Annotated in this window: 16 protein-coding genes; 3 read left to right on the top strand and 13 right to left on the bottom strand. The window is 43.7% G+C overall.

The window, feature by feature from the left end; translation table 11 throughout:
• Window positions 1–47: 47 nt before the first annotated feature.
• The 4 genes from bcsZ to ACE1OE_RS13055 are packed head-to-tail and all read right to left on the bottom strand — an operon-like array spanning window position 48 to window position 6682.
• Complete coding sequence (gene bcsZ, locus ACE1OE_RS13070; protein ID WP_449211344.1) at window positions 48–1175, bottom strand: cellulose synthase complex periplasmic endoglucanase BcsZ; 1128 nt, start codon at window positions 1173–1175, stop codon at window positions 48–50.
• Window positions 1168–3399 carry a cellulose biosynthesis cyclic di-GMP-binding regulatory protein BcsB gene (gene bcsB, locus ACE1OE_RS13065; protein ID WP_449211343.1) on the bottom strand — a complete coding sequence of 744 codons (2232 nt, stop codon included), beginning with the start codon at window positions 3397–3399 and terminating at the stop codon, window positions 1168–1170. The genes bcsZ and bcsB overlap by 8 nt, the downstream gene beginning before the upstream one ends.
• Before the next feature lie 9 nt (window positions 3400–3408).
• Window positions 3409–5955 (bottom strand): UDP-forming cellulose synthase catalytic subunit, encoded by a 2547-nt coding sequence (bcsA, locus tag ACE1OE_RS13060; RefSeq protein WP_449211342.1) that lies wholly within the window; start codon window positions 5953–5955, stop codon window positions 3409–3411.
• 1 nt (window position 5956) lies between these two features.
• Window positions 5957–6682: a cellulose synthase operon protein YhjQ/BcsQ gene (locus tag ACE1OE_RS13055; protein ID WP_449211341.1), complete on the bottom strand. Its 726-nt coding sequence runs from the start codon at window positions 6680–6682 to the stop codon at window positions 5957–5959.
• 277 nt (window positions 6683–6959) lie between these two features.
• Between ACE1OE_RS13055 and ACE1OE_RS13050 the strand changes: the two genes are divergently transcribed.
• The gene (locus ACE1OE_RS13050; protein WP_449211340.1) at window positions 6960–8387 is read left to right on the top strand and encodes a BcsE family c-di-GMP-binding protein; all 1428 of its coding nucleotides are present in this window, start codon (window positions 6960–6962) and stop codon (window positions 8385–8387) included.
• Window positions 8388–8538: 151 nt separating this feature from the next.
• Window positions 8539–10155: a cellulose biosynthesis protein BcsG gene (bcsG, locus tag ACE1OE_RS13045; protein ID WP_449211339.1), complete on the top strand. Its 1617-nt coding sequence runs from the start codon at window positions 8539–8541 to the stop codon at window positions 10153–10155.
• An 80-nt stretch (window positions 10156–10235) separates the two neighbouring features.
• Here bcsG and ACE1OE_RS13040 read toward each other — a convergent pair whose 3' ends face one another.
• Both ACE1OE_RS13040 and ACE1OE_RS13035 read right to left on the bottom strand, forming a co-directional pair.
• On the bottom strand, window positions 10236–11297 hold the full coding sequence (locus ACE1OE_RS13040) for a hypothetical protein (protein ID WP_449211338.1): 1062 nt from the start codon (window positions 11295–11297) through the stop codon (window positions 10236–10238).
• An 8-nt stretch (window positions 11298–11305) separates the two neighbouring features.
• On the bottom strand, window positions 11306–12658 hold the full coding sequence (locus ACE1OE_RS13035) for an anaerobic sulfatase maturase (RefSeq protein WP_449211337.1): 1353 nt from the start codon (window positions 12656–12658) through the stop codon (window positions 11306–11308).
• 232 nt (window positions 12659–12890) lie between these two features.
• Here ACE1OE_RS13035 and ACE1OE_RS13030 point away from each other — a divergent pair, with 232 nt between their 5' ends.
• A complete protein-coding gene (locus ACE1OE_RS13030) occupies window positions 12891–13676 on the top strand; it encodes a formylglycine-generating enzyme family protein (RefSeq protein WP_449211387.1) in 786 nt (261 codons plus the stop codon).
• A gap of 206 nt (window positions 13677–13882) precedes the next feature.
• Here ACE1OE_RS13030 and ACE1OE_RS13025 read toward each other — a convergent pair whose 3' ends face one another.
• The 7 genes from ACE1OE_RS13025 to ACE1OE_RS12995 are packed head-to-tail and all read right to left on the bottom strand — an operon-like array spanning window position 13883 to window position 21602.
• A complete protein-coding gene (locus ACE1OE_RS13025; RefSeq protein ID WP_449211336.1) occupies window positions 13883–14797 on the bottom strand; it encodes a LysR family transcriptional regulator in 915 nt (304 codons plus the stop codon).
• Between the two features lie 60 nt (window positions 14798–14857).
• Window positions 14858–16207 (bottom strand): BatD family protein, encoded by a 1350-nt coding sequence (locus tag ACE1OE_RS13020; RefSeq protein WP_449211335.1) that lies wholly within the window; start codon window positions 16205–16207, stop codon window positions 14858–14860.
• The gene (locus tag ACE1OE_RS13015) at window positions 16197–17933 is read right to left on the bottom strand and encodes a vWA domain-containing protein (RefSeq protein ID WP_449211334.1); all 1737 of its coding nucleotides are present in this window, start codon (window positions 17931–17933) and stop codon (window positions 16197–16199) included. The genes ACE1OE_RS13020 and ACE1OE_RS13015 overlap by 11 nt, the downstream gene beginning before the upstream one ends.
• Window positions 17926–19149 (bottom strand): vWA domain-containing protein, encoded by a 1224-nt coding sequence (locus ACE1OE_RS13010; protein ID WP_449211333.1) that lies wholly within the window; start codon window positions 19147–19149, stop codon window positions 17926–17928. Before ACE1OE_RS13010 ends, ACE1OE_RS13015 begins: the two co-directional genes overlap by 8 nt.
• Window positions 19136–19639 carry a DUF4381 domain-containing protein gene (locus tag ACE1OE_RS13005; RefSeq protein WP_449211332.1) on the bottom strand — a complete coding sequence of 168 codons (504 nt, stop codon included), beginning with the start codon at window positions 19637–19639 and terminating at the stop codon, window positions 19136–19138. The genes ACE1OE_RS13010 and ACE1OE_RS13005 overlap by 14 nt, the downstream gene beginning before the upstream one ends.
• Window positions 19639–20601 (bottom strand): DUF58 domain-containing protein, encoded by a 963-nt coding sequence (locus tag ACE1OE_RS13000; RefSeq protein WP_449211331.1) that lies wholly within the window; start codon window positions 20599–20601, stop codon window positions 19639–19641. Before ACE1OE_RS13000 ends, ACE1OE_RS13005 begins: the two co-directional genes overlap by 1 nt.
• Before the next feature lie 14 nt (window positions 20602–20615).
• The gene (locus ACE1OE_RS12995; protein ID WP_372061363.1) at window positions 20616–21602 is read right to left on the bottom strand and encodes an AAA family ATPase; all 987 of its coding nucleotides are present in this window, start codon (window positions 21600–21602) and stop codon (window positions 20616–20618) included.
• Window positions 21603–21746 lie beyond the last annotated feature (144 nt).

Here is a 21746-nt window from a genome sequence, read left to right as displayed (position 1 = left end):
GTAGCACAAAGCGATCGCGTAGCAATTTGACGTAAAAGGAATCCTCCTCACTGCTCATTTACCTCAGGAGTCAGTGCCTCAGAGTTTGCCCAAGGGAGAATAAGCTCACCATGGTCATCAAACCGGAATCGCTTGTTGTACCAACTCATGCCAAACCACGCTAGCACATTGTTATAGTATTCATCATCACGCTTTGTCTGTAACTGTTGCTTTGTTTTAGTAGCAAATATCTGGGCAAGTTCGTCGTCTTCATTCGCCACAAGAAGCGGTATCATAGCAGCAGTAAAGCCCACCGGAGCACTACCGCGACTTTTTCCTGATTGCGCAAAGGTTGTCAACGGTATCGACTGTTCTGTTCGTATTTGGTTAACAAACGGCTGCAATGTCTTGAGTAGCTGCTCTCGACTTTCCATGGTTCTAGGCATCATACCTGCCCACATATAGGTGCGAATCGCATTGTAACTACCCTGATCATCAGTCTCATTATCAAAGTAATAATCTTGACCGTCGTAGAGTATCCAATCAGGACTCACACCAAATACTTGAGAGCGTAAAAGAAGTTCTCTCGAACCGCTCCACAACTCTGTCCAACGCTTATCAGTCGATGAGTGCACAAACTTGGCAAGCAACGGCATAGGAACGTAACTTGGATTCAACTTAACGGCTTTATCCACTTCAAATCCGTATTTTCCAGGGACAAGTTGTCGCACGCCCGGAACCAAGCTTATTGTCTCTTCAGCTAAGATTCTTTGCGCTAGTAAATAACCTACATTTTGATAATAGTCGCTTTTCCATAGCCTCCCAGCCTCGAGTAATGTGTAAGCTATCCACAAATCCGAGTCGGAAGCGGAGTTGGTATCTAGAATCTCATAGCCGTTATTCCCCTTACCCCATAACCAAGAGGGTAATCGCGCCGTTAGATCGCCACCGGCTAAATGGTGGCGCGTCCACTCGTACACAAGATCAAATGTTGCTCGGTCATTTTCAACCAAAGCAAAAAATAAGGCGTAAGACTGGCCCTCAGACGTTGTGATACTTCGAGGGTCAGATCCATCGATAACCCGACCATTATCTATAATGTACACTTCTTTAAAATCTGACCAAGACAGGTCGTGCTCTGCTGACACTGAGTAACAAGAGAGCAGCAAAGATAGATAAATGACGATCTTATTCATCGTTGTGTCCTAAAGAGTGCTTTAATCGACGCGATGCATAGCGCTTCAATACTCGCCACATCAACAAAGTGAAGCCAAGTACCAACAATAACGCAACGATGACCATAATCACGGGTCTATCTGAAAAGTGATACCACACAAGGTCAAACAAAGGCAATGAACCTACAAAGTACTGGCTACCAATCTGATAACTATTGATATCATACTTGGTAATTGCGACCGCAGAGCCAGCCAATTCAGCACTGTTTTTATTCAACGCAGATTGCAACAACGGAATCGACTGCTCGTTCCTTGCCGACAACACCGTGACGGTTCGCAAAGCAGAAATAGGTGACTCAAAGCTTGCCATTGATGCAAACTCGCCTCGCGTCGACAAGTGCGCCGATACGGTTGGTGCCCGTCCTGCTAGTTTTCCAAACCCATTCAAAGCCCCCTCATCAGATGAGAGTGTCGCGGTCATAAATTGTCCGTCTTCAGAGGAGTTAACATAAGCAAGAGAATCGGAGTTTAAGCCAAAGCGAGTTGCAGACTGAACGCCTAGTACCAAAACATCTTTGTCATTTAGAACCGCGGTATCCCACGAATCGATCAACTTATATTGATAAGCGGGCAACCCTGTCTTTTTGGTGATGAAACCAACCGTATCAAGTAATAGTTCAACTTCTTTAGGGCTGGGTTCTCCTGACATGACGATAGCGGTTTCAGACAGGTCTGCCATTCTTGAATACGGAAACCCAGATGAAGCAAATACTTGGTTGTTTGGCATTTGGATGTAGTGAGGAAATCCAGAAAAATCGACGCTCGAATTTCCATCAATGGCGGCATACTGGATCGACGTAGAGCTTCCTTCACATTCCGCAGCCGTGCTTTGAGCCAATTGAAAAGTGAAGCCTAACGTGTTTTGGGTCGCCGCTTTAAATCCAGGAACGTTTAACGATTCATGCGCAGAAAATGATTCACTACCTAATACTGGAATTCGCCATACTCGTTGCTCCTTGCTGGTTTCCCCGCTATCCAAAGAAAATGCTTTAACGAATCGTTCATTAACCGCGACGCTCAACTTTGAACTACTGGTCCCCTCTTGAGGAGGAGAATGTCGGTAATTTAACTTCATCGGAATCGACTTCGCGTTCCAAGTAAACAAATCAGGTGGCAAAGTAAAGTCAACTTTAATAGGTGATAAGTTCACCCCTTGGCTTTCTAACTGGTAGTCCCCCTCAACCAACTCAGACAACCTGACAGCTCTGTTCGTCGGAAGCCAATTGGGCGCATCATATGGCTGCCGTGCTTTCAAGTTTTTTAGCTCGTGCACATACGCCACTTCACCTGACATCAATTGATTGCTTGCGGCAAGTCCTTTAGCCGCCATAGACAGCTGTTGTTCGTTAGCGCCCAACACGAGCAACAGCTTAATGTGGGGATTCCTGGGATGGCTTACCATTTGAATGGTAGGACGCGTTATTTCAGGCAGGTCTTTTAAAAATAGCGGCCTATTTTTGTTCGAGGCAAACACTATTGCATGCCTGTCCGGTAATTGATCATCATAAACTGGAAAAGTAATGTCACGCCATTTAACGTGGCTAGCAAAGTAGTTGGCAACTACCGATACTGAATGTACGCCGGAAAGCGAAAAATCACGCGGTACGACCATAGGAATGGACACATCGTGGAAATCACGAGTATCAAAAAATGGGGCCGGTAACAAACTAAGCTCATTCGCTATTTCTAATGGTTGTACATCAAGTTGGATCGAGCTTGCTGAGCTCAATTCCCACCAAAGCGCAGGATCGCTCCCATCGCTACATTGAGCATCAATACGGCCAATAAGTTCGAACTTAATTTGATTATAATTTTTGAAAAAACGCCCATCAAGGGCAATCTGCTTCATCTCTTTTTTAGTCGTTGAAGCGTTGTTAAATTCAACGACATCCATCAGTTCATTATTAAGAAACACTCGTACGTGCGATACGGATGCACGCAATGCTGGCGATGGCAAAAACTCTAACCGAAGGTTTCCGCCTGTAATCACTTGATCAAGACGCGAACCAAACCCTAAATAAGCCGTGCTTTGATTGCCTTTTAGCTGTATAGAAGACTCACCTGTAATGTCTTCGAATGTATATTCGAGACTCATATTAGGGTTCACTTTCTCGTTGAACTCAGCGGCAAACGCCGTGGATATCATTGCCAGCGATAATATCGATAGCGTCCTTATCATTCTCATTATCATTTCCTAATACACCCATCGAGGCCTGAAAGTCAGCCCGAATAAAACCAGTGCTTCTAACCTTGAATATATCAATTGGAATATTCTAGGGCTGTAATCCACCATTTTTCTAAAACCCATGACACTGACTAAACACATATTCTTTAAACTCTGCCAAGGTTTGTCTTCTTCGTACGATTTTTGCCACTTAGACCATGTGTCCGACCGCGCAAAAGTACATTGTATAAAACGTTTTTCTTTTTCCAATGTCATCGGCATTAACTCGGCGCCAACCGTTCCATTTTGACAAAACTTAATTTCACACAGAAATGATTCCGTAATACCGTAGCGTTGCAACGCCACATTGACTTTATCACCTTGCCGCAGCACTATTTCTGAGTGAATTTCAAAGCCCAGCCCTCCAAACGAAAAATCTTTAAGTTGTGCGGGGTAATGATGGCCATCAGTCGTCGTAAATGAAATCGCATAATCCACTTCAATTCGATGAGTCTGACGGACTTGTTTTTCTTCCGCCGATACAGCAAGCGCGACCCCAAGTACGAACAGGTTATAGAGCGTCCAAAATAGGTTGACTAAAACCGTAGCTGTTTCGGTAAATTCATAGTCGAACAACCTATGAATACCAACGGCAAACCCCAATAAATTGAGTATCAGCAACGCTATAATCGGTTTACTAATATTCCAGTCAAAAAAGCTATTTTGTATTAGCCCCCCCTTCTCCGTCACATTAAATGAACCTTTGTTAGGCGCAATTAACGCAATTGTGGTTGGGATTGCAATGTACCAAGCTAAAACCGTTTCATATACCTCTCCCCAAAATGAATGACGATATTTACCTTGGATCCTCGAGTTGGTTAAACTGGCATGAAACATATGTGGTAATACAAATAGGACGATAGCCAATGCCGGAGCATAGATTATGTATGCATCGAACAACAAGAAAGCAAGAGGGGCTACCATGAAAATCAACCGTGGGATTCCACTTAAAAAATGCATCATTCCATTGAGGTAACATAATCTTTGTTGCCACTTTAGACCTCGCCCTAATAGCGGGTTATCGACCCTGAATATTTGCGCCATCCCTCGTGCCCAGCGAATCCGTTGACCGATATGCGCCGACAAACTATCGGTCGCAAGTCCAGCGGATATTGGTTCTTTCAAGTAAGCACTGCGATAGCCCAACCGATGCAACTTTAACGCGGTATGCGCATCTTCAGTCACCGTTTCGACGGCAACACCACCAATTTCCTCAAGTGCACCGCGCCGTAAAATTGCACAGGATCCACAAAAGAAAGTCGCGTCCCACATGTCGTTACCATCTTGAATCAATCCATAAAATAGATTGCCTTCGTTGGGAAGCTTCCTGAAGTTTGATAAGTTGCGCTCAAAGGGATCAGGAGAGAAAAAATGATGGGGTGTTTGAACCAATGCCAGCTTATCGTCTTTGAGAAATGCTCCAATCGTCACCTGAAAAAAAACTCGCGTGGGGATATGGTCGCAATCAAAGATTGCAACGTACTCACCATTGGTGTGTTTCAATGCGTAGTTTAAATTCCCAGCTTTCGCATGTTCGTTTGTTGGCCTCCTTATATAGCCAACGCCAACCTGCTCAGCAAAGGCTTGAAAATCATCTCTTTTGCCATCGTCGAGGATATAGATGTTAAGTTTGTTTTTTGGCCAGTCGATTGTACTTGCGGCTAAGACAGTTGCTCGAACTACCTCTAACTCTTCATTGAAGGTGGGAATATAGAGATCAATAGATGGCCACTTCTTCACTGACTCTGGCAGTAACACGGGTTTCCTGTTAAGTGGCCAAATAGACTGAAAGTAGCTGAGAAGGAGCACCAACCACGAATAGGTTTCAGCCATTAGTAGTATTAGGCCCAATATTAGGTCGAGGTCTTTATCCCAGTTAATCGTTGACGTATAGCGCCACCAAATATAACGACATGACGCAATCAGGGAGAGTACAATGAGGAGTAAGTTTGGCAGTCTACCTTCCACTCCTCGAATTGAAAACGCGACTAACGCTAACGCACCAACAAAGAACGCCTGTGCAGCAATTGAGAATGGAACGGTTAAACAGAGCAGCGTTAGGACGAATAAAATACCATACAGAAGCGGATCCGGGAGGATCCTATTGGAGTATTTTTCTGAACCTACATCTTCAAGCTTTGAATCCAAAGAACTGACCGCTATAGAACTAATCTTACGGAACCACTGCGCGCCGTATCGAAGCATCGATTTTAAAAAACATAAATGACGAACCAACAACCAACTATCTAAATGGAAATTTTGCTTTACTAAGCAGATCCAAAGCAGTTGAATGACAATTCGAATATTATCGCCATACGAGAAGTGATCAAACTCAATTTGTGGAAAATAATGGTTCCATGCCTTCAAATCTAACGGATGACGAAGAAAGGCTCTGGTAAGCAAATACAGTATGAATAAGAAAAAATGACGAGTGCTAAGGGAGTATTCCGGGGTATTTATGGAATTCGAAAAGTCTCGATACAGAGACGGCGAAATGAATAATTTAACGACATTCATCTTAACGACCCTGCTGTTGCTTTTGTTCCAAGTACGATAGGGTCACCGTCGCCAATTGTTTAAATTCAATATGGCTTTGGGAATAGAGAGCAGAAACGATTACATTGGACAGCTCCGCAAATGTCTCTTGTACTGCAATGTCAAAGTATAGGTAAGACGATAACAGTTTATCTCCTAGCATCTTTTCTAGAACTAAAACTAGCTCCCGGGACAAGCCAACGTCATGACGACAAGCGTTCAGGACAAATCGAGTATTTTCCGTAGCGGGGTTGTTGTTGAGCAGTTTAGAAAGCATCGTAACTGATAGCGGTGTAGGATTAACAACCTTCAAAGCTAGGTCAACACTGACACCATAATCTTCGATTTTAAGATTATTTGGGAGTAGTACAATAATGTAATCAAATTTTAATGAAGCGGTTTGGCACATTTTACTTAGAACATTAATCATTATTTCAATGTCTAGATGAGCATCTCCAAACGGTATAAAACATGTCCCTCCAGGGCTCATGAAGATCGCATCTTTCCACGACTTTCCATTTGAATGCGCATTCGCCCACCCGTCATCATCAAGGGTATGTTTACCGAACCAACACCCTAAAACATTTCGATTGTCTAATTCAATCAGAACAACCTTTTTTCCACGAGACGTGTACGCAGCCGCCATATTTGCCGCCACGGTGTTGGCTCCCGCACCACTATTTACCGATTGAACTGAGATTAAAGCCACGGTTAGTCGTTCGCACTAACAAGCTTCTCACTTGTCGCCGTCACACTGTCGTTAGTCTTTTTGTGTACCAAAAGCTGCCATTTTTGATACGTCATTTGTAATTCATAATCTTTTTCTAGATCTTTATAAGAATCGCATTTCAATCCATATGATTTAAAAACTTGCGAAACATCTGATAACGCCTTAGACATTTACACTCTGAATATATTTGTTAATAAGGATGCTGCATAGTACACTGTTTTTAACAAGACGACATCCCTTTAGGTAGCAATTTACAATGATTCAACAAGTTATCGGCATCGATTCATGGGAAGACATGCACTCACTTGCAATTAAACAGTTTCAAATACCCTTATTTGTTAATCGATTTTCGCTACTGCTATCTAACTTAAACAAAGAATCAATACTGCCTAGCCTTAATCAAAATCCTGAAAAGACATCTCGAATAAAAAGTGCTTTAAATGACATGTTTTCAGACATTTACTTATCACATGATACGTTAGTTACCTCTGACTTTTTGATTGATTTATCCCGAGTAACGGTACGTAATGACCAACATGTCGTCGTTCTTCTCGATCAAAATGAGTTAACAAGCAAAGAGCTAGAGTTAATAATTACGCATAGCTTTTCATTATTTATTCAGATTACCGTTATCATTGTTAATTCAGATGATTCTTACATTCGAAATATTTTATTTCCTTTTATTTCATCTCCAACCTATTATATTGGCAATATTACCCACCTTCAAGATGATATATACTCAAAGATGATCAGTTACCGTGCAGGCAATATCTCTCTTGGTAATAAAGTGTTCAAATTAAATCAATCTAACTCTGATTACATACAAAATGAATTCTTACCTACATTTATTGAAGAGTCCGCAGCGTCTTCTTCATTTGTCGCAGCACATAATTTTCATTCTTTCTCTTTTTCACAGAATGTTGCTGACGAGCTTGATCGCTCACAGGAAGCCGTTGTTGTCTTTAATTGTCGAGGATTCCATGATATCTCCCGCGTCTCTAAACACGTTTTTTCTTTCAAACAAAAATATGGCCGTAACCTTAAAGTCATTGTAAAAGAGTCTGTCCCTTGTATTCGGTATAACGACTTCCACATGTTATTAAGTGCAGGAGCGCAAGCGATTGTAGAACACGATCGAACTGACTCTATCCTGTTCGACCAAATTCGTTTAGCTTCACATACCACCATGGATGAAGGTTCCCTATCATTTGATTCGCTATCGAAATACTTCCAAAGTCCACTTTCAATGTCAGGAATTCAATCCTTCGACACTTTTAGCCGCACCACATTAGACGTCGTTGAAACGATCAAAGACTCTCAACTAGAATTTGCATTGGTTGAATTGATACCGTTCTCTTCGGTCTTAATGGATGAAGTGATAAGTTACTGCCAATTAAAACGTAAAGGGGATATCGCGGCAACGCATGATGGTAAATTCTTCATCTTCTTTAGTTCGCTTAGACTTTACGAAGTTTCTCAGGCATTGACCAACGTGTTTAGCCTGTCCATCAATGATCTTTTTATTGAAATCAATACGTTTGTAGAACCAGATAAAATCACACATAGATTAGCGCCACTCAGCACAACAAGTTCAAGCCGGTCATCAAATGATTACCCCACACCTGAACCTTTGTCTGAGCCTAAAACAAAAACAGCAAAGAAGGTGACTTGGGATAGTCTATGAACATTAATGATTTTTTTATTGTCGCTCTATTCTTTACCTGTTTTGGGGTGGCGATTAGTTTCCTTGTGCCAACATTATTTAAGTTATTCCACGCGTTGTTTAACTTTCTTTTTAAACGTCCTAGATACCTAAAAAAAACTAAGTTCTGATTATGAAAAATTCTCGCCTTCACACCTGGTACCTTGGCTGGTGGACCATCTACTTTTCCATAAAAGTAATGCTATTCTGGGATGACACTCTTGGCTTCGACCCAACCTACAATTTTGCTTTTTTAGCCTTTGTCATGATCCCGATAGGGAATAAATGGTTAAACCGAATGCGTCATTTCTTCGCAGCTATTATAGCCTTGCTGCTGTTACACCATGACTCATTCCTGCCACCAATAGAGCGCCTTACAAGTCAATGGGCGCTGGTTAGTCAATTTGATCGTAGTTACTTACTTGCATTGGCCACCGACTTTATATCATTCGACTTTGTTCTTCTTCTCGCGCTTAGCATTGTAGGTTACCTTTACCTCAACCAAGTTTTCCGGTTATCTACGTTTGTTGTCGTCGCAATGATCGTGTCATCAATGCCCTCTTACTTTTGGCAAACCTCGTCAGCACCAAGCGCTGCCGTAAATGACATGCAACCCCCTTCAACACAAGTAACCAAGCCTACCCAGATGAACGATATCAACGCTGAGGTCGACACGTCTTCTGAAGGCTTAAATCGCTACGTATCTAACTTTTTTGACCAACAACAAAATCTAACATCAACACTGTCTACGATTGAAAATCACAAACCAAACTACGATATCTTGTTTATTAATATCTGCTCTTTGGCATGGGATGACTTGGAGTACAGCGGCAATAAAGACCACCCCCTATTTGACCAACTCGATATTGTCTTTAAAAACTTTAATTCTGCAACATCCTACAGTGGCCCAGCGGTTTTGCGCGTGTTGCGTGCGAATTGTGGACAACAAGATCATGCTAAGCTTTTTGACAGCACTCTCACGAAACAATGCTCGTTGTTCGACCAACTTCATCGCTTAGGTTTTGAAAAAGAAATATTGATGAATCACGACGGTAAGTTTGATGGTTTCAACAAGCATATTGCCAGCAATATAGGTCCGTTTACTGCTGCAGTAGATATTGATGCATTACAGCCCTCTCAGTACGCCTTTGACGGTACTAAGATATATCGGGATAAAGAGGTTTTGAAAACATGGAGTGAAATCGAGCACACTAAACCTACGGTCAGCCTCTACAACACAATTAGCATCCACGATGGGAATCGTGTTGTTGGCCAGTCGGGCTCTCGCTTAGTGACCTATAAAAGGCAGCAATCAATACTGCTTGACGATTTATTGCAGTTTTTCAACAATCTTGACGCGAGTGGTCGAAACATTATGGTGGTCATTCTGCCAGAGCATGGTGCCGCTGTTCGTGGGGATCGAATGCAAATATCAGGAATGCGCGAAATTCCGACCAAAGCGATTACCTCCATTCCGGTTGGAGTTAAGTTCTTTGGTGACGCCGCATTAGATAATAAAAAACAAGTGGAAGTAACTGCGCCTGTTAGCTTTTTAGCGCTTTCCGATTTTATTGCTAATGTTGCCTCTAGTGGTGTATACGACGGGGATACGACAACATTGACATCACTTGTTTCTGGTTTGCCTGAGACCCCTGTAGTATCACAAAACTCGGGTACCACCATGCTAGAAATCAACGGACAGCAATTTTATAGTTTTGACGCTAAATCGTGGACTCAGTACAAACAGTAATGCTCAAACCACACTGCACAAGAAAAACCCCAATAGCCAACGATTTGACTATTGGGGTTTTTCTTGTGTATTAATTAAACTTACCCTTTGGTAACCAACTTAGCCTTTAATTCTTCAATAACATACGCTGGTGCGATTTTTCCGAGCTCATCTAAGCATTGACTTGCATTGTCATTACCATAACGCACATAAATATCACAGACGGCGTATAGTTGTTCTGGCGCACCGGAAATCAGGTAAGCTTTTTCAAATGACTGAGTCGATTTATCGACATCAAGTGGCTCTTGCAAGACACCGTTTAAATACCAGTAATAACTGTTGTCCTTGGCAAGCTTTGCGGCTTTTTCTATTTCGCTTGCGGCCTTTTCTTTTTGCTCCATGCGAACCAATGTCAATGATTTTGAGTAATGCAGAGACGCCGTATCTGGATTAACATCTATCGCGGTATCTAAGGTTTCAATCGCAAGTTGATCTTGATTTTGTGCACGGTAGTTATCGGCGATATTAAGCCATATCTGTGGATTATCTGAATGTTTGATAAGCAGTGTTTGATACTTCTTATCGGCCATTGACCATTCATTGTTCCAACGAAGGACATCAGCAAGCAGAAGCTGAGAGGCAAAATCACTTTTGCCGCCTAAGTAATCTTTTAACTCCGCGATTGGCAGTTCAAGTTGCTTTTGTTGTTCCGGTGTTACGTTATCATAATCTCGAACCAAACTGGCGGCAGCGGTTGTTCGAACCGATTCGTGTGCATCATTCAATAGCGGTGCAACCATACGCCAGCGATGTTCAAGTGGATAGGGTTCTGCGCCAACAATAGCCGCTTCTCGTACGACAAACTCAGAGTCTTTTAGCCCTCTAGCAACGGCAACAAGTGCATTCTGACTTGGGTAATTCGCTAACTCCCTCAAGGCATTGGCACGTACTTCTGGTGACTCATTAACGTTTTGCGCGGTATAAGACAATTGGCTAAGCTGTTGTTCGATGCTCGTCGTTACTGGCGGATTGTTTGAGTCCGCAGAACCCATTTCCGCAGCAAAGCCAGACGCAGGAAAAAATGCGGTTGAAGCGATGGTCGCCGACAAAATGGCGACAGAGGCCACTGAACGAGCGGTAGTAGATAGCGATTTATTCATCATTTTCAATCCTAAAGCTTAGTACTGTATGAAATAACTGGGCTGCTATGGGTACGAGCTGACAAGGCATCTAATCGCTGTTTCTTCAACACTTCATCGTTGAACTTACCATGTACAACTGGGTGCCCTGCCGCGCGCAAAATGTAGGCCAATGCCTTATCCGCATGAGCAAAGAATTTATGCCAACCAGCGCATAAATAATTTAAGCCCGGCTCGCCAGATTTTGTTCGGATAAATCGATTTTTGGGGCATTCCCCATGACAAGCAAACTTATAGTCACAGGTTTGGCACTGACTGGTTAATGTTCGTGACTTCGCGAACCCAAATTTTTGCTGGGTCGGGCTGTAAGCCATATCATCCAACTTCTGATGATGAATATTGCCAGCTTTATATTCTGGATACACATAATGGTCACATGCATAGACGTCGCCATTTGGTTCCATCGCTAACCCCTTGCCGCACAATTCATTCAGTGTGCACAATGGGTTAGGACGTCCTGTCCACGTTTCGACGCTTGCTTCAAAATATTGAACAAACACCTTACCAATATCGTGTTGAATCCATTCATTAAACACAGCAATAAGAAAATTGCCCCACGCGTGATCAGAGACACACCAAGGCTCTACAACTGAATCTTTGTGTCCTGGGATCAGTCGCTTATCCCCTTGCTTTAATTGGTCGTTAGCATCCCAAGTCTGTGGTGCGGTAGTACGGAATGTTTTTTGTTCAACAATTGGAATAAACTGCATTTGCGGCGATTTAACGACATCTCGCAAGAAGCGGTATACCTCAAGAGGGTTCTGACTGGTTAAGTTATTTACACAGGTTAATGTTGCAAACTTCACGTTATGTTTGTGAAGTAACTCAACGGCGTTCATAACCTGTCGGAATGTACCGCGTCCAGCTCGATTGGTGCGATAAGTATTATGCAGCAGTTCTGGCCCATCTATGCTCAGACCAACCAAGAACTGATGCTTAGCTAAAAATTCGCACCAGTCATCGTTCAGTAGTGTGCCATTCGTTTGTAAGTCGTTAGAAATAATGATGCCTTGCGGTTGATACTTTGCCTGTAATCCAACAATTTTTTCAAAATAATCTAACCCCAACATGGTCGGCTCACCGCCTTGCCACGAGAATATAATTTCAGGTGTATTTTGACCTTCGATGTACTGGCGAATGTACGTTTCTAACGTCTCATCGTCCATCCTCGGAGAGCATCCTTTTTTGTATTCCAGCAAGTCCTGTTTGCTTAAGTAATAACAGTAAGTACAGTCGATATTACATGCTGCGCCAATTGGCTTAGCCATTGCATGTAAACGCTTCGATGCTTTGCCGTTAAACTGAGGGCCTTGACTGATATGCATACTAAAAACACCTGAAATTAATGAGTAGTCACCATCATAATTCTGAGCACTTCCATTTGCTCGTTATACCCTTTATAACCAAATGGAATGACCAAACCCGATACTCTGTGTGTCCACAAAGACTGGAGAACATTCTGTGATGGCGGCTTCAAATAAAACACAGCAACATCAAGTTACATTGGGTCAAATACCTTTAGGTCAGCATGAGCAATGTCAATCAAGATTCAATCCACTGAAACGGACCAAATCGACACTAAGCAAGTACTGCGCACTGACCTTAACGCTTGTGTTAGCAGGGTGTGGGACACAAACAACGCATCCTATCGCACAGCAAATTAACGATGACCTCGTTTTAGTCGAAGGCGGCGCGTTTACCATGGGTTCAGACCAAGAAAACGCATCAAAAGCAGAGCAACCATCAAGAACGGTTTCCGTCAATAGCTTCTATATTTCAAAATTTGAAGTGACTCAAGCATTGTTCGAATCCGTCATGGGTTCATCAATGAGCTATTTTGCAGGCGATCAAATCCCCGTCAACAATCTCAGTTGGCAACAAGCCAATTATTTTATCCAACGCTTAAACGAACTGACTGGCGAAGAATATCGGCTGCCTACTGAAGCGGAATGGGAGTTTGCAGCCAGTGGTGGCAATCTAAGTCAAGGTTACCTTTATAGCGGCTCAAACAATATTGAAGACGTCGCGTGGTACGCGGGGAACTCAAAAAATCAAGCCCACCCAGTTGGATTAAAAGCGCCTAATGAACTTGGGTTATACGACATGACTGGCAACGTGGGTGAATTTGTCATGGATGCGTTTGATGATACGTTTTATCGTTACGGCCCAACAGATAACCCCAACAATGCACAGGATACGGATATAAAACTCGCCCATAAATCTCTACGCGGCGGCAGCTTTTCCTATCCAGAAAAGGATTCTGAGAACTTTAAACGCGATTTCGCCAGTCAATCGATCATCATGTCAGACATTGGATTACGTCTTGCAAAAGATAGCGATTAAAACGGTAATAAGGTGCCCATCTCGAGCATGAGCACCTTATTTATTGGAACAATAACAGTCATCCAAGGCAACAAAGGTTGTGTATTCACTATTTAATCTTTCATTACGTGCATTTGCCTGTGAGTGACTAGCGTTCGTGACTGTTCACCTTACTTCATGCTTTATGCTTTATGCTTTATGCTTTAAGTTATTGTTTTTAAGGTACATTAACTGTCTCTATTTTTTCTCATTTTTGCTGCTTTTCTAAATTTGTTACGTAGCCACCTGTGCCCACTTTCGTTGGTTCGGCTAGGGTGCCAAATCATACAAAGCCCGACGTCCGGTAACTCAAACGGTAAAGGTATGCCCTTAACGTTGTATTTTGACGAAAACTCCTCAATCGTTGCTTCTGGAAGAATACCAATATATTCAGTTTCTTGAATGACTGGTAACATTTCTACTGCACCGGCCGCGCGATACACAACTCGCCTATTATGAAGCTCATCAAAGTCACCCACTTCGAGCAAACTGCGTCGAGTATGCCAACGTGATACAACAACATGTTCTTCATTTAAAAATTCTTTGATATCAATAGTATCCCCAATCCGTGGATGGTCTTGACTGCACACGACTTGTAAATACTCATTATAAAGACGCTCATATTTTAGTGACGTCCTGCCTTTAGGAGTCATATCGATGATGAGATCGTACCGCTGTAAACGTAGGTCGGATTCATAATCTTCCGTAAACAGTAAGTGGACCTCTAAAAAGATATCCGGAGCTACCGCACTAATAAGCTTCATGACATTGGGTATAAGGTTAAAGCTTGCCGGAGACACACTAGCAATTGAAAAAATGCGTTTCGATTTCTTCGGATTAAATCCTCTTGATGCCGACAGGGTCGACGTGTAGTTCTTCAATGCTGCCGCCAGTGCCGGATAAATATCGCTGGCGAACGGAGTCGGTTCCACACCAGAAGCGGTTCGGTGGAACAAAGGATCGTCGTAAATATCACGCAGTTTTGCTAAAGCTTTGCTTACTGCTGGTTGGCTAATATCCATTCTATTAGCGGCTTTAGTGAGATTGCTTTCTTCATAAATTGCGACAAAAATAGGAATAAGATTCAGTTCTGTATTTTTCATAGCCATCCATAACCACGCCACTCTATTGCAATGTGGTGGTTGTCAAATTTAGTATCTTGTTCAGTTTCGTTTGTCTTCCGATAGACCAACTTTAGGGTCTTTTAACCGTGGCTTATTCGGAAATGACAATGCTGGTGGAATAAGCCAAGCCATGAAGGCACCAAACGCAGATGTCCTTGGCTCATTATGTTTACTTGTTTGATTTGCGTTGATCTTTCGCCAAACTCGGAAATATAAGCGTTTATTTTCACTGCCATTTTGCCATTTTCGAGACCGTTCCAGCCACTCTTTTTCTTTAGATACGAGTGATAACTCAACCTTTCCTTGTTTATTTCGCAGACGTCGGTACGTCAACAGGCGCACTCTTGCAAAACGGCTCATTTTCAACGCCAAAAGCATAGACACAACCTCTGGCAAACTATTCTTACGAACACGTTGGTAAATAAACACGCTGGATATAATGATTACCATCAAGGCTATCATTAGGCGAATGATAGCCTGTTGATAGCTGCTCATAAACGATGCAAAGGTGTGGTCAACATGAATGACCTTCCCTTCGAGCATCACCGTTTCTAACACTTCCTTGTCCGTGTTCCACCATTTGATTTCAATAGGAGGTAAAATGACCTCACCACCATTTTGCAACACATAGGTCGATTGTTCTATACGCTCAGCCGCGTAATCGCCTCGCTCGTGCGTGTCGGTTAACACCGGTGGTTTCGAATAAGTCTGATAGCGCTCACTGGCGACATTATGAATAAGATTAGGCATGAGGATAGACAAGGTATCACTCGCATTTAACGTCACAGTTCGTGTGATCGTATCGCCAGCTTTAAGCTCGGTATTCGATAATTCCCAGTGTTGTTCAAGTGTCATATCAGACGCTGACAACCATGCCTGTTGTGATGACAGGTGACCACTTGGCATATGGACATCAAACGACATCGGTTTAGTATAAAAGGTAATCGGTACACTGCCTTTATTCTCTGTTGATACCTGCACCTTCACCGCTATTGGTGGTATTACTAGCTTTCCAGAGGCTTGTGGGTACAAGGTCACTTCCCAACGTTGTGTTGACCATGTCTGACCATTTCTTCGCTCAGTACCATTAATTCCCATTGGATTGCGTTGCATGGCAATCAAATTGGGAACCTCTATGCTGCCAATTCGGGTACCACCGCTAAACCAACGAGGTGTGGCCACTTCTATTGACAATACCACTTGTTCATTGGTTGTGAAGGTAGGGTCTTTTTCCTCTCTATCAGAACCTAGCCATACTGACATTTCAGCAACAGGATTCGTCGTGCCTGTATTATTACTTTTAGTGACTGAAACGCTCGCGAATGCAGAAGCATGAACAAAAGAATAAAAAACGATGACTAGTGAGAATAGTAACGACTTAAGATTCATTTTTCGCTCCTATTGCTTGCTGATTTAGGTATTGAATCTGAAATTTAGCACGCAGAAATTGCTTAGGGTCTGCTTCGACACGTTTTAACCACTTGTCGGCCAAGGCTTCGCTTCCCAGGATCTCATTGGCGTTGAGAGTTTCCTTTTTCATCAACTCCTGATTCGTAATTTCTTCTGCGCCTTCCGCTGTTTGAGGGTTATCACCAAGCTCAATTGACTCTTCCATGCTTTCTGTTGTGTTGGTTTGGCTTTCACTTACCCGATTAATTTCACCAATGATGCCCTCAATCACCGATAAGTTTTGCTGAACCTCTGGCTTTAAATAATCCGACAACGAGTCGGATTCCAAAATGGCGCGCAACATGTTTCGCGCAGCGATGTATTCTCTCTGACGAGCAAGCGCAGAGGCGGCATAATAATCACCAAGGTCACTGTCCATTTTGAGAAACTCACTATGGGCCAATGGGTACTCCATCGCGTAATAATAAGCTACGCCCTTATACTTGGGGTCAGTGTAATGCTGTGCTGCCTCTAAGTACCTTTGCTCATCGAACAACCTTTGTCCTTGTTGATCGGGTGTAAACCACAAGTCCATCCACCACTGATACGCGGAATCCCCTAGTGTTTTCTTCGGTAATATCGTGTCCATTTGTTCTGTATTACCTTGAGAATTGGCTTCGAGCTGCGCACTTTGTTGACCATTCAGAGCCCTCTCATCATCCGCCCATGCACTAGTCGGCTTCATTGCAGGTAATGCAAACGTCATGACCAAACACCATTGCACTAACCAACCTTTTCTAAACCAAAGTAACAACATCAATGCAATGGGAACCAATAATCCATAGCCCATATCTTTCCACGGCATCGCTGACTCACCATTCATCTCCATGTGAGTGTCGATATAACGTGTTAAAGCCTTGATGTCTTGGTCATCAATGGTGGCTTCAAGGGCTTGTCCGTTCGCACTGCTTGCCAGTTGTTGCAATGAATTGAGGTCCAAAGGGCTTTGAGTGACAACGTCACGATTTCCCATAGCTAAGGTTAGAAGTTGTGTCGGAGATTGAGAAAATGCATGTTCAAAGGCACTGACGGCACCTGGGGTTGCGCCATCAGAGATCAGCAACACTGAACTCCCTGGTTGACCATCCAGTTGTTGCTGAATCAATGGCAGAGTTTGCTCTGCCGATTTTCCCGCTACAGGCATGATTTCAGGACTGATCGCAGACAGAAATGGGGCAAACACTCGATTATCCTGAGTGGTAGGCATCGCTATATGAGCCGAACCTGCGTAAACAATAAGTCCGGTTCGACCACCGTGTCGAGCGTCCAATAAATCTTGAATTTTCTGTTTCGCTCGCTCAAGCCGATTAGGTGCAATGTCCTGTTGTAGCATACTTTCGCTAACGTCCAGTACAATAACAAGTGATGCTTTGTCCTCACCAAAAGGCGACGCTTCACGTTGCCATGTTGGCCCCGATGCCACGACAATCAATAAACTGACTCCAAGTATCAACATTTTCAAAGGCAGCTGGTTTTTCCACCCTTGTGATTGAATGGTGAGCGCTTTCTCCAGATGAGCCGGCAAAAAACTATTGTCGTTCGATGAGGATTCCCATTTCCAGCGTAAGTAAAACACCACGAACATAGGGACAAACGCGATTAGCCATATCGGTCGAATAAAATGAAACTGGGCGATGAATTGTTCTAACCAATGAATATCAATCATGACTCTTCTCCGACTGATCATTCGTACTATCAGCGACAGGCGTACTCGCTCCTGCAGATGTACTCATTCCTGCTAGTGCATCTTCTACCCGAGTATTAGCTCCTATTACCGCATTTGCTCCTATTACTGCATTAGGTGTAACGCGCGATGTTGCCTTTTTCGTCAACACACGTAGAACGCTAGCAATAACGAATGCCAACAAAACAATAATAATAACCAGTGACACCAAATAATGATGAATGCTCTGCTTAGGACGATAAGTCGTACTTTCGTACAGCGTGGGTTCGAGATCAGAGATGACTTGATATGCCCGCAGTAAAGCATCACGATCGAGCGCCTCAAACGATTCCCCACCCGTTTCACTTGCGACTCGATTGATGGTGTCCATATCCAGCGCTTGTTCTCCCACCGTTTGTGGATTGCCCATTGCTATCATGTGAATACGGACACCTTTGACGGCGGCAACCTTAGCCGCGTCAATTGGAGCAACAAAACTACCGGTATCATTGCCATCAGTCAGCACGATGACCACTTTCTCCCTAGCATTATGCTCTGCCGCGTTAGATCCGGGGGCTTGAATCTCAAACATTTTGATAGCTAAACCAATAGCATCACCAAGTAACGTACTCGGGCCAGCCATCGCCACCTCAGTTTCTGATAGCAATGCTTTCCAAACTGTATGGTCAGCGGTAAAAGGGGCCTGAACAAATGCGGCGTCACCAAACAAGATCATGCCTAACCGATCGCTTTCTCGTTGATCAACAAACTCATTAAGCACTTGTTTGGCCGCATCAAGGCGATTGACACTCTTACCACTTGAAGAAACAAAGTCTTTCTCTGCCATTGAGCCAGAAAGGTCAAGTACGACCATAATATCTCGTCCATAGCGTTCGCGTGTTTGTGGTTCACCCAACACCATCGGTTTCGTCAGTGCCAAAATCACTAAAAGCCAAGCGCTGATTAACACAAAGCGCTGCCACCAGCGTGCTTTTAATTGATGTGCACCATCACTAGGCGGCTCACCAATAGCTTCAACTAACACGCTAAAAAACGGGACTTTTGTGGCTTGCTTCTTTGTACGGTACGCAGGAATTAATTTATAAATAAGCCATGGCAATGGCAGAGCCAGCAACCACATCGGGTGAACAAACTCCAAACTACTGAGCTGCATATTACCGACTTCGATGTTAAGCAATCCAAAACTAGCTAACGACATGATCACCTCCGGACTGATGATGCTTAATCCATAAGGTTAACTCTGTTACCAATGCTTGTTTCTGTTCGAGAGATAATTCAAAATTTGGGGTGACTAAGCTATCCATCCAAGCCACACCGAGTTCGGTCGACAGTGGCCTCGTCTTAGATGAGCCAAAGTCGTCTAAAGCGCATAAGAACTGCTGCCCAAAAGCGTTAGCTAATCTTGAATCTAAGTAGCGCAACACCGTTTTCGTCACTAAAAAGAGGTGGTATTCTGCGAGAGAACTGCTCAAGTTAATACGAACCAACTCATGAATGGCTTCGTTTCGATAACGATTGTTCCACCAGCGATTTATCCAGCGATACCCCGCCCACATTAGAAGCGCAAACAGTAAAGCGGCGACTATTTTCCATCCTACTGTTTGAGGTACCCAGCTCACGGGCACTGGTACATCGATATCAATAAGTTCGCGTAAAATGTACGTACTGGGAGGCCGATGTTCAGTCATCAACTACCCCCTATCATTTTCTTAAACTGCGCCAAATGTGTGCCTGACGTATCGACTTCCACAAGAGGAATACGATTCCGGCGCATCAGTTTCGAAAGCTGCTCACGTTTAGATTCTATATTGAGAGTGAGCTGACGGTTCACAGAAGCCAACATCGACTCATTTTGAATACTGAGTTGCTGCTGCCCATTTCCCATGACCCAACCATGTTCAGACATGCCGCTGGGAAGTTGTTGCTCTAAATGGTCTGAAACCATGATCGCGAGCACATCGTTATGCTGCTGCATTCGGGTCAAGTGAGACAGATTTTGCTCGCTAGCATCACTCCAATCACTGATAATAATAAGCGTGGTAGACCTCAACTTTAAGCGAAGCAATAATTGAACGATATCGTCAAAACTGGTGCCATTTTGATCCACAGTCGACACATTCAGTTCTTGGTTTGCTTTCGCCAGCTTTTTCAGTTGAGCAAGAACATCATTTTGTGAACGCTTCGATTTGCTCCAACTCAACGCACGATGATCGGCAATCAAAAAACCTACCCGATCGCTGTCTTTGAGCACGCGCCATGCGCATAACGCGGCGATTTCCGCTGCAACGACCGACTTCATCACTTCAACCGACGAAAAAAACATGGCACTACGTTGATCGACAACGATCATGACGTCGCGGTCTTTCTCCTCCGTGTACGTACGCACATGAGGTTTACCGGTTCGCATGGTCACTTTCCAGTCCAAATTCCGAATATCATCACCCAGTTGGTAATGGCGCAACTCTTCGAAATTCAACCCTCGTCCCCGAAAAAGGGAATGATGCCGTCCCGATAAGGCACTGCCCGCTTTCAGGTTTGGCAACAAGTGGAAGGATTGAGACTGTGACTGCAAGCGCACGAGTTGTGCATAATCACAGTGGATTCTTGCGTCGATGCTCTGTGGTACTGGCGGGGTTGGTGGGATCATCATATTGAACGCCCCTTTTAGCCAATTTCGACAGAATCAAGCAACGTGTCCACAACCGTTTGGTGGGTAATTCCATCGGCTAACGCATCATAAGACAAGCTAAAGCGGTGCCCTAAAACCATAGAGGCCATTGCTCTGACGTCATCAGGAAGAACATAATCCCGCCCTTCTAGCCACGCATTGGCTCGTGCGCATTTGTCGAGCGCGATTGATGCTCTTGGGCTGGCGCCAACCGCAATCCAATCAGCTAATTTAGTGTCTGCGTATCGCTCTGGTTTTCTCGTCGCCATCACCAGCGCGACAATGTATCGCTCCACAAGTTCGGAGACAACAATACTTGGAAGCTCGCGACGGGCTTGAAGGATAACGGCCGGGTCAATGGTCAATGCTTGTCCATCATCAAGATCTGGCTTGCAGGTTTGTTCTTCTTCAGCCCTGACGAGTCGAATAATCGCTAACTCAGCATCGTCTTCTGGGTAGTCCACATCCACTTTCATGATGAAACGGTCCATTTGTGCTTCTGGTAATGGATACGTTCCCTCTTGTTCCACTGGGTTTTGGGTCGCAAGGACCATAAATAGCTCAGGAAGAACGTGCGTTTGTTCACCAACAGTGACCGTTGACTCCGCCATGGCCTCTAGCAACGCTGCCTGAACCTTAGCCGGAGCGCGGTTAATTTCATCCGCTAACACGATGTTATTGAAAATGGGACCACGCTGAAATGTGAGTTGAGGCTTGCCTTCAAATTCTTGATAAATTTCGGTACCCGTCACATCTGAAGGTAATAGATCTGGCGTAAATTGAATACGACCAAAATCTGCATTTAGCGTATTCGCTAACGCTTTTACCGAACGTGTTTTCGCTGTCCCCGGCAATCCTTCTAATAATATGTGTCCATTCGTTAGCAGCCCCAGCACTAAAGCCTTCACAACGTGGTGTTGACCCACGACATCTTGCTCAATACGGGTGATAAGTTCGCCGATTTTCTGTTGTGCTGGATTCATGTGTTATCTCATCGAATTGGAGTGTTCTGATAATACCTAAGCGGCTCATAACCTTTGGTTATAGTCACTATAAACTGACGCTTGCAAATATTAAGATTAGTTTAGTCGCCAACAGGACGTTCCACACAAATAACGTCTTAATTT

The organism is Vibrio sp. E150_011 (assembly GCF_053544015.1).
This window is presented reverse-complemented; position numbering and strand designations above follow the sequence as displayed.

Coding starts and splice junctions, on each gene's coding strand:
- ACE1OE_RS13010 (WP_449211333.1), bottom strand. CDS start 19,149: ATGTCGTTAGCTAGTTTTGGATTGCTTAACATCGAAGTCGGTAATATG.
- bcsA (WP_449211342.1), bottom strand. CDS start 5,955: ATGAATGTCGTTAAATTATTCATTTCGCCGTCTCTGTATCGAGACTTT.
- ACE1OE_RS13035 (WP_449211337.1), bottom strand. CDS start 12,658: ATGCATATCAGTCAAGGCCCTCAGTTTAACGGCAAAGCATCGAAGCGT.
- ACE1OE_RS13050 (WP_449211340.1), top strand. CDS start 6,960: ATGATTCAACAAGTTATCGGCATCGATTCATGGGAAGACATGCACTCA.
- bcsG (WP_449211339.1), top strand. CDS start 8,539: ATGAAAAATTCTCGCCTTCACACCTGGTACCTTGGCTGGTGGACCATC.
- ACE1OE_RS13025 (WP_449211336.1), bottom strand. CDS start 14,797: ATGAAAAATACAGAACTGAATCTTATTCCTATTTTTGTCGCAATTTAT.
- ACE1OE_RS12995 (WP_372061363.1), bottom strand. CDS start 21,602: ATGAATCCAGCACAACAGAAAATCGGCGAACTTATCACCCGTATTGAG.
- ACE1OE_RS13005 (WP_449211332.1), bottom strand. CDS start 19,639: ATGACTGAACATCGGCCTCCCAGTACGTACATTTTACGCGAACTTATT.
- ACE1OE_RS13015 (WP_449211334.1), bottom strand. CDS start 17,933: ATGATTGATATTCATTGGTTAGAACAATTCATCGCCCAGTTTCATTTT.
- bcsZ (WP_449211344.1), bottom strand. CDS start 1,175: ATGAATAAGATCGTCATTTATCTATCTTTGCTGCTCTCTTGTTACTCA.
- ACE1OE_RS13020 (WP_449211335.1), bottom strand. CDS start 16,207: ATGAATCTTAAGTCGTTACTATTCTCACTAGTCATCGTTTTTTATTCT.
- ACE1OE_RS13000 (WP_449211331.1), bottom strand. CDS start 20,601: ATGATGATCCCACCAACCCCGCCAGTACCACAGAGCATCGACGCAAGA.
- ACE1OE_RS13040 (WP_449211338.1), bottom strand. CDS start 11,297: ATGATGAATAAATCGCTATCTACTACCGCTCGTTCAGTGGCCTCTGTC.
- bcsB (WP_449211343.1), bottom strand. CDS start 3,399: ATGAGAATGATAAGGACGCTATCGATATTATCGCTGGCAATGATATCC.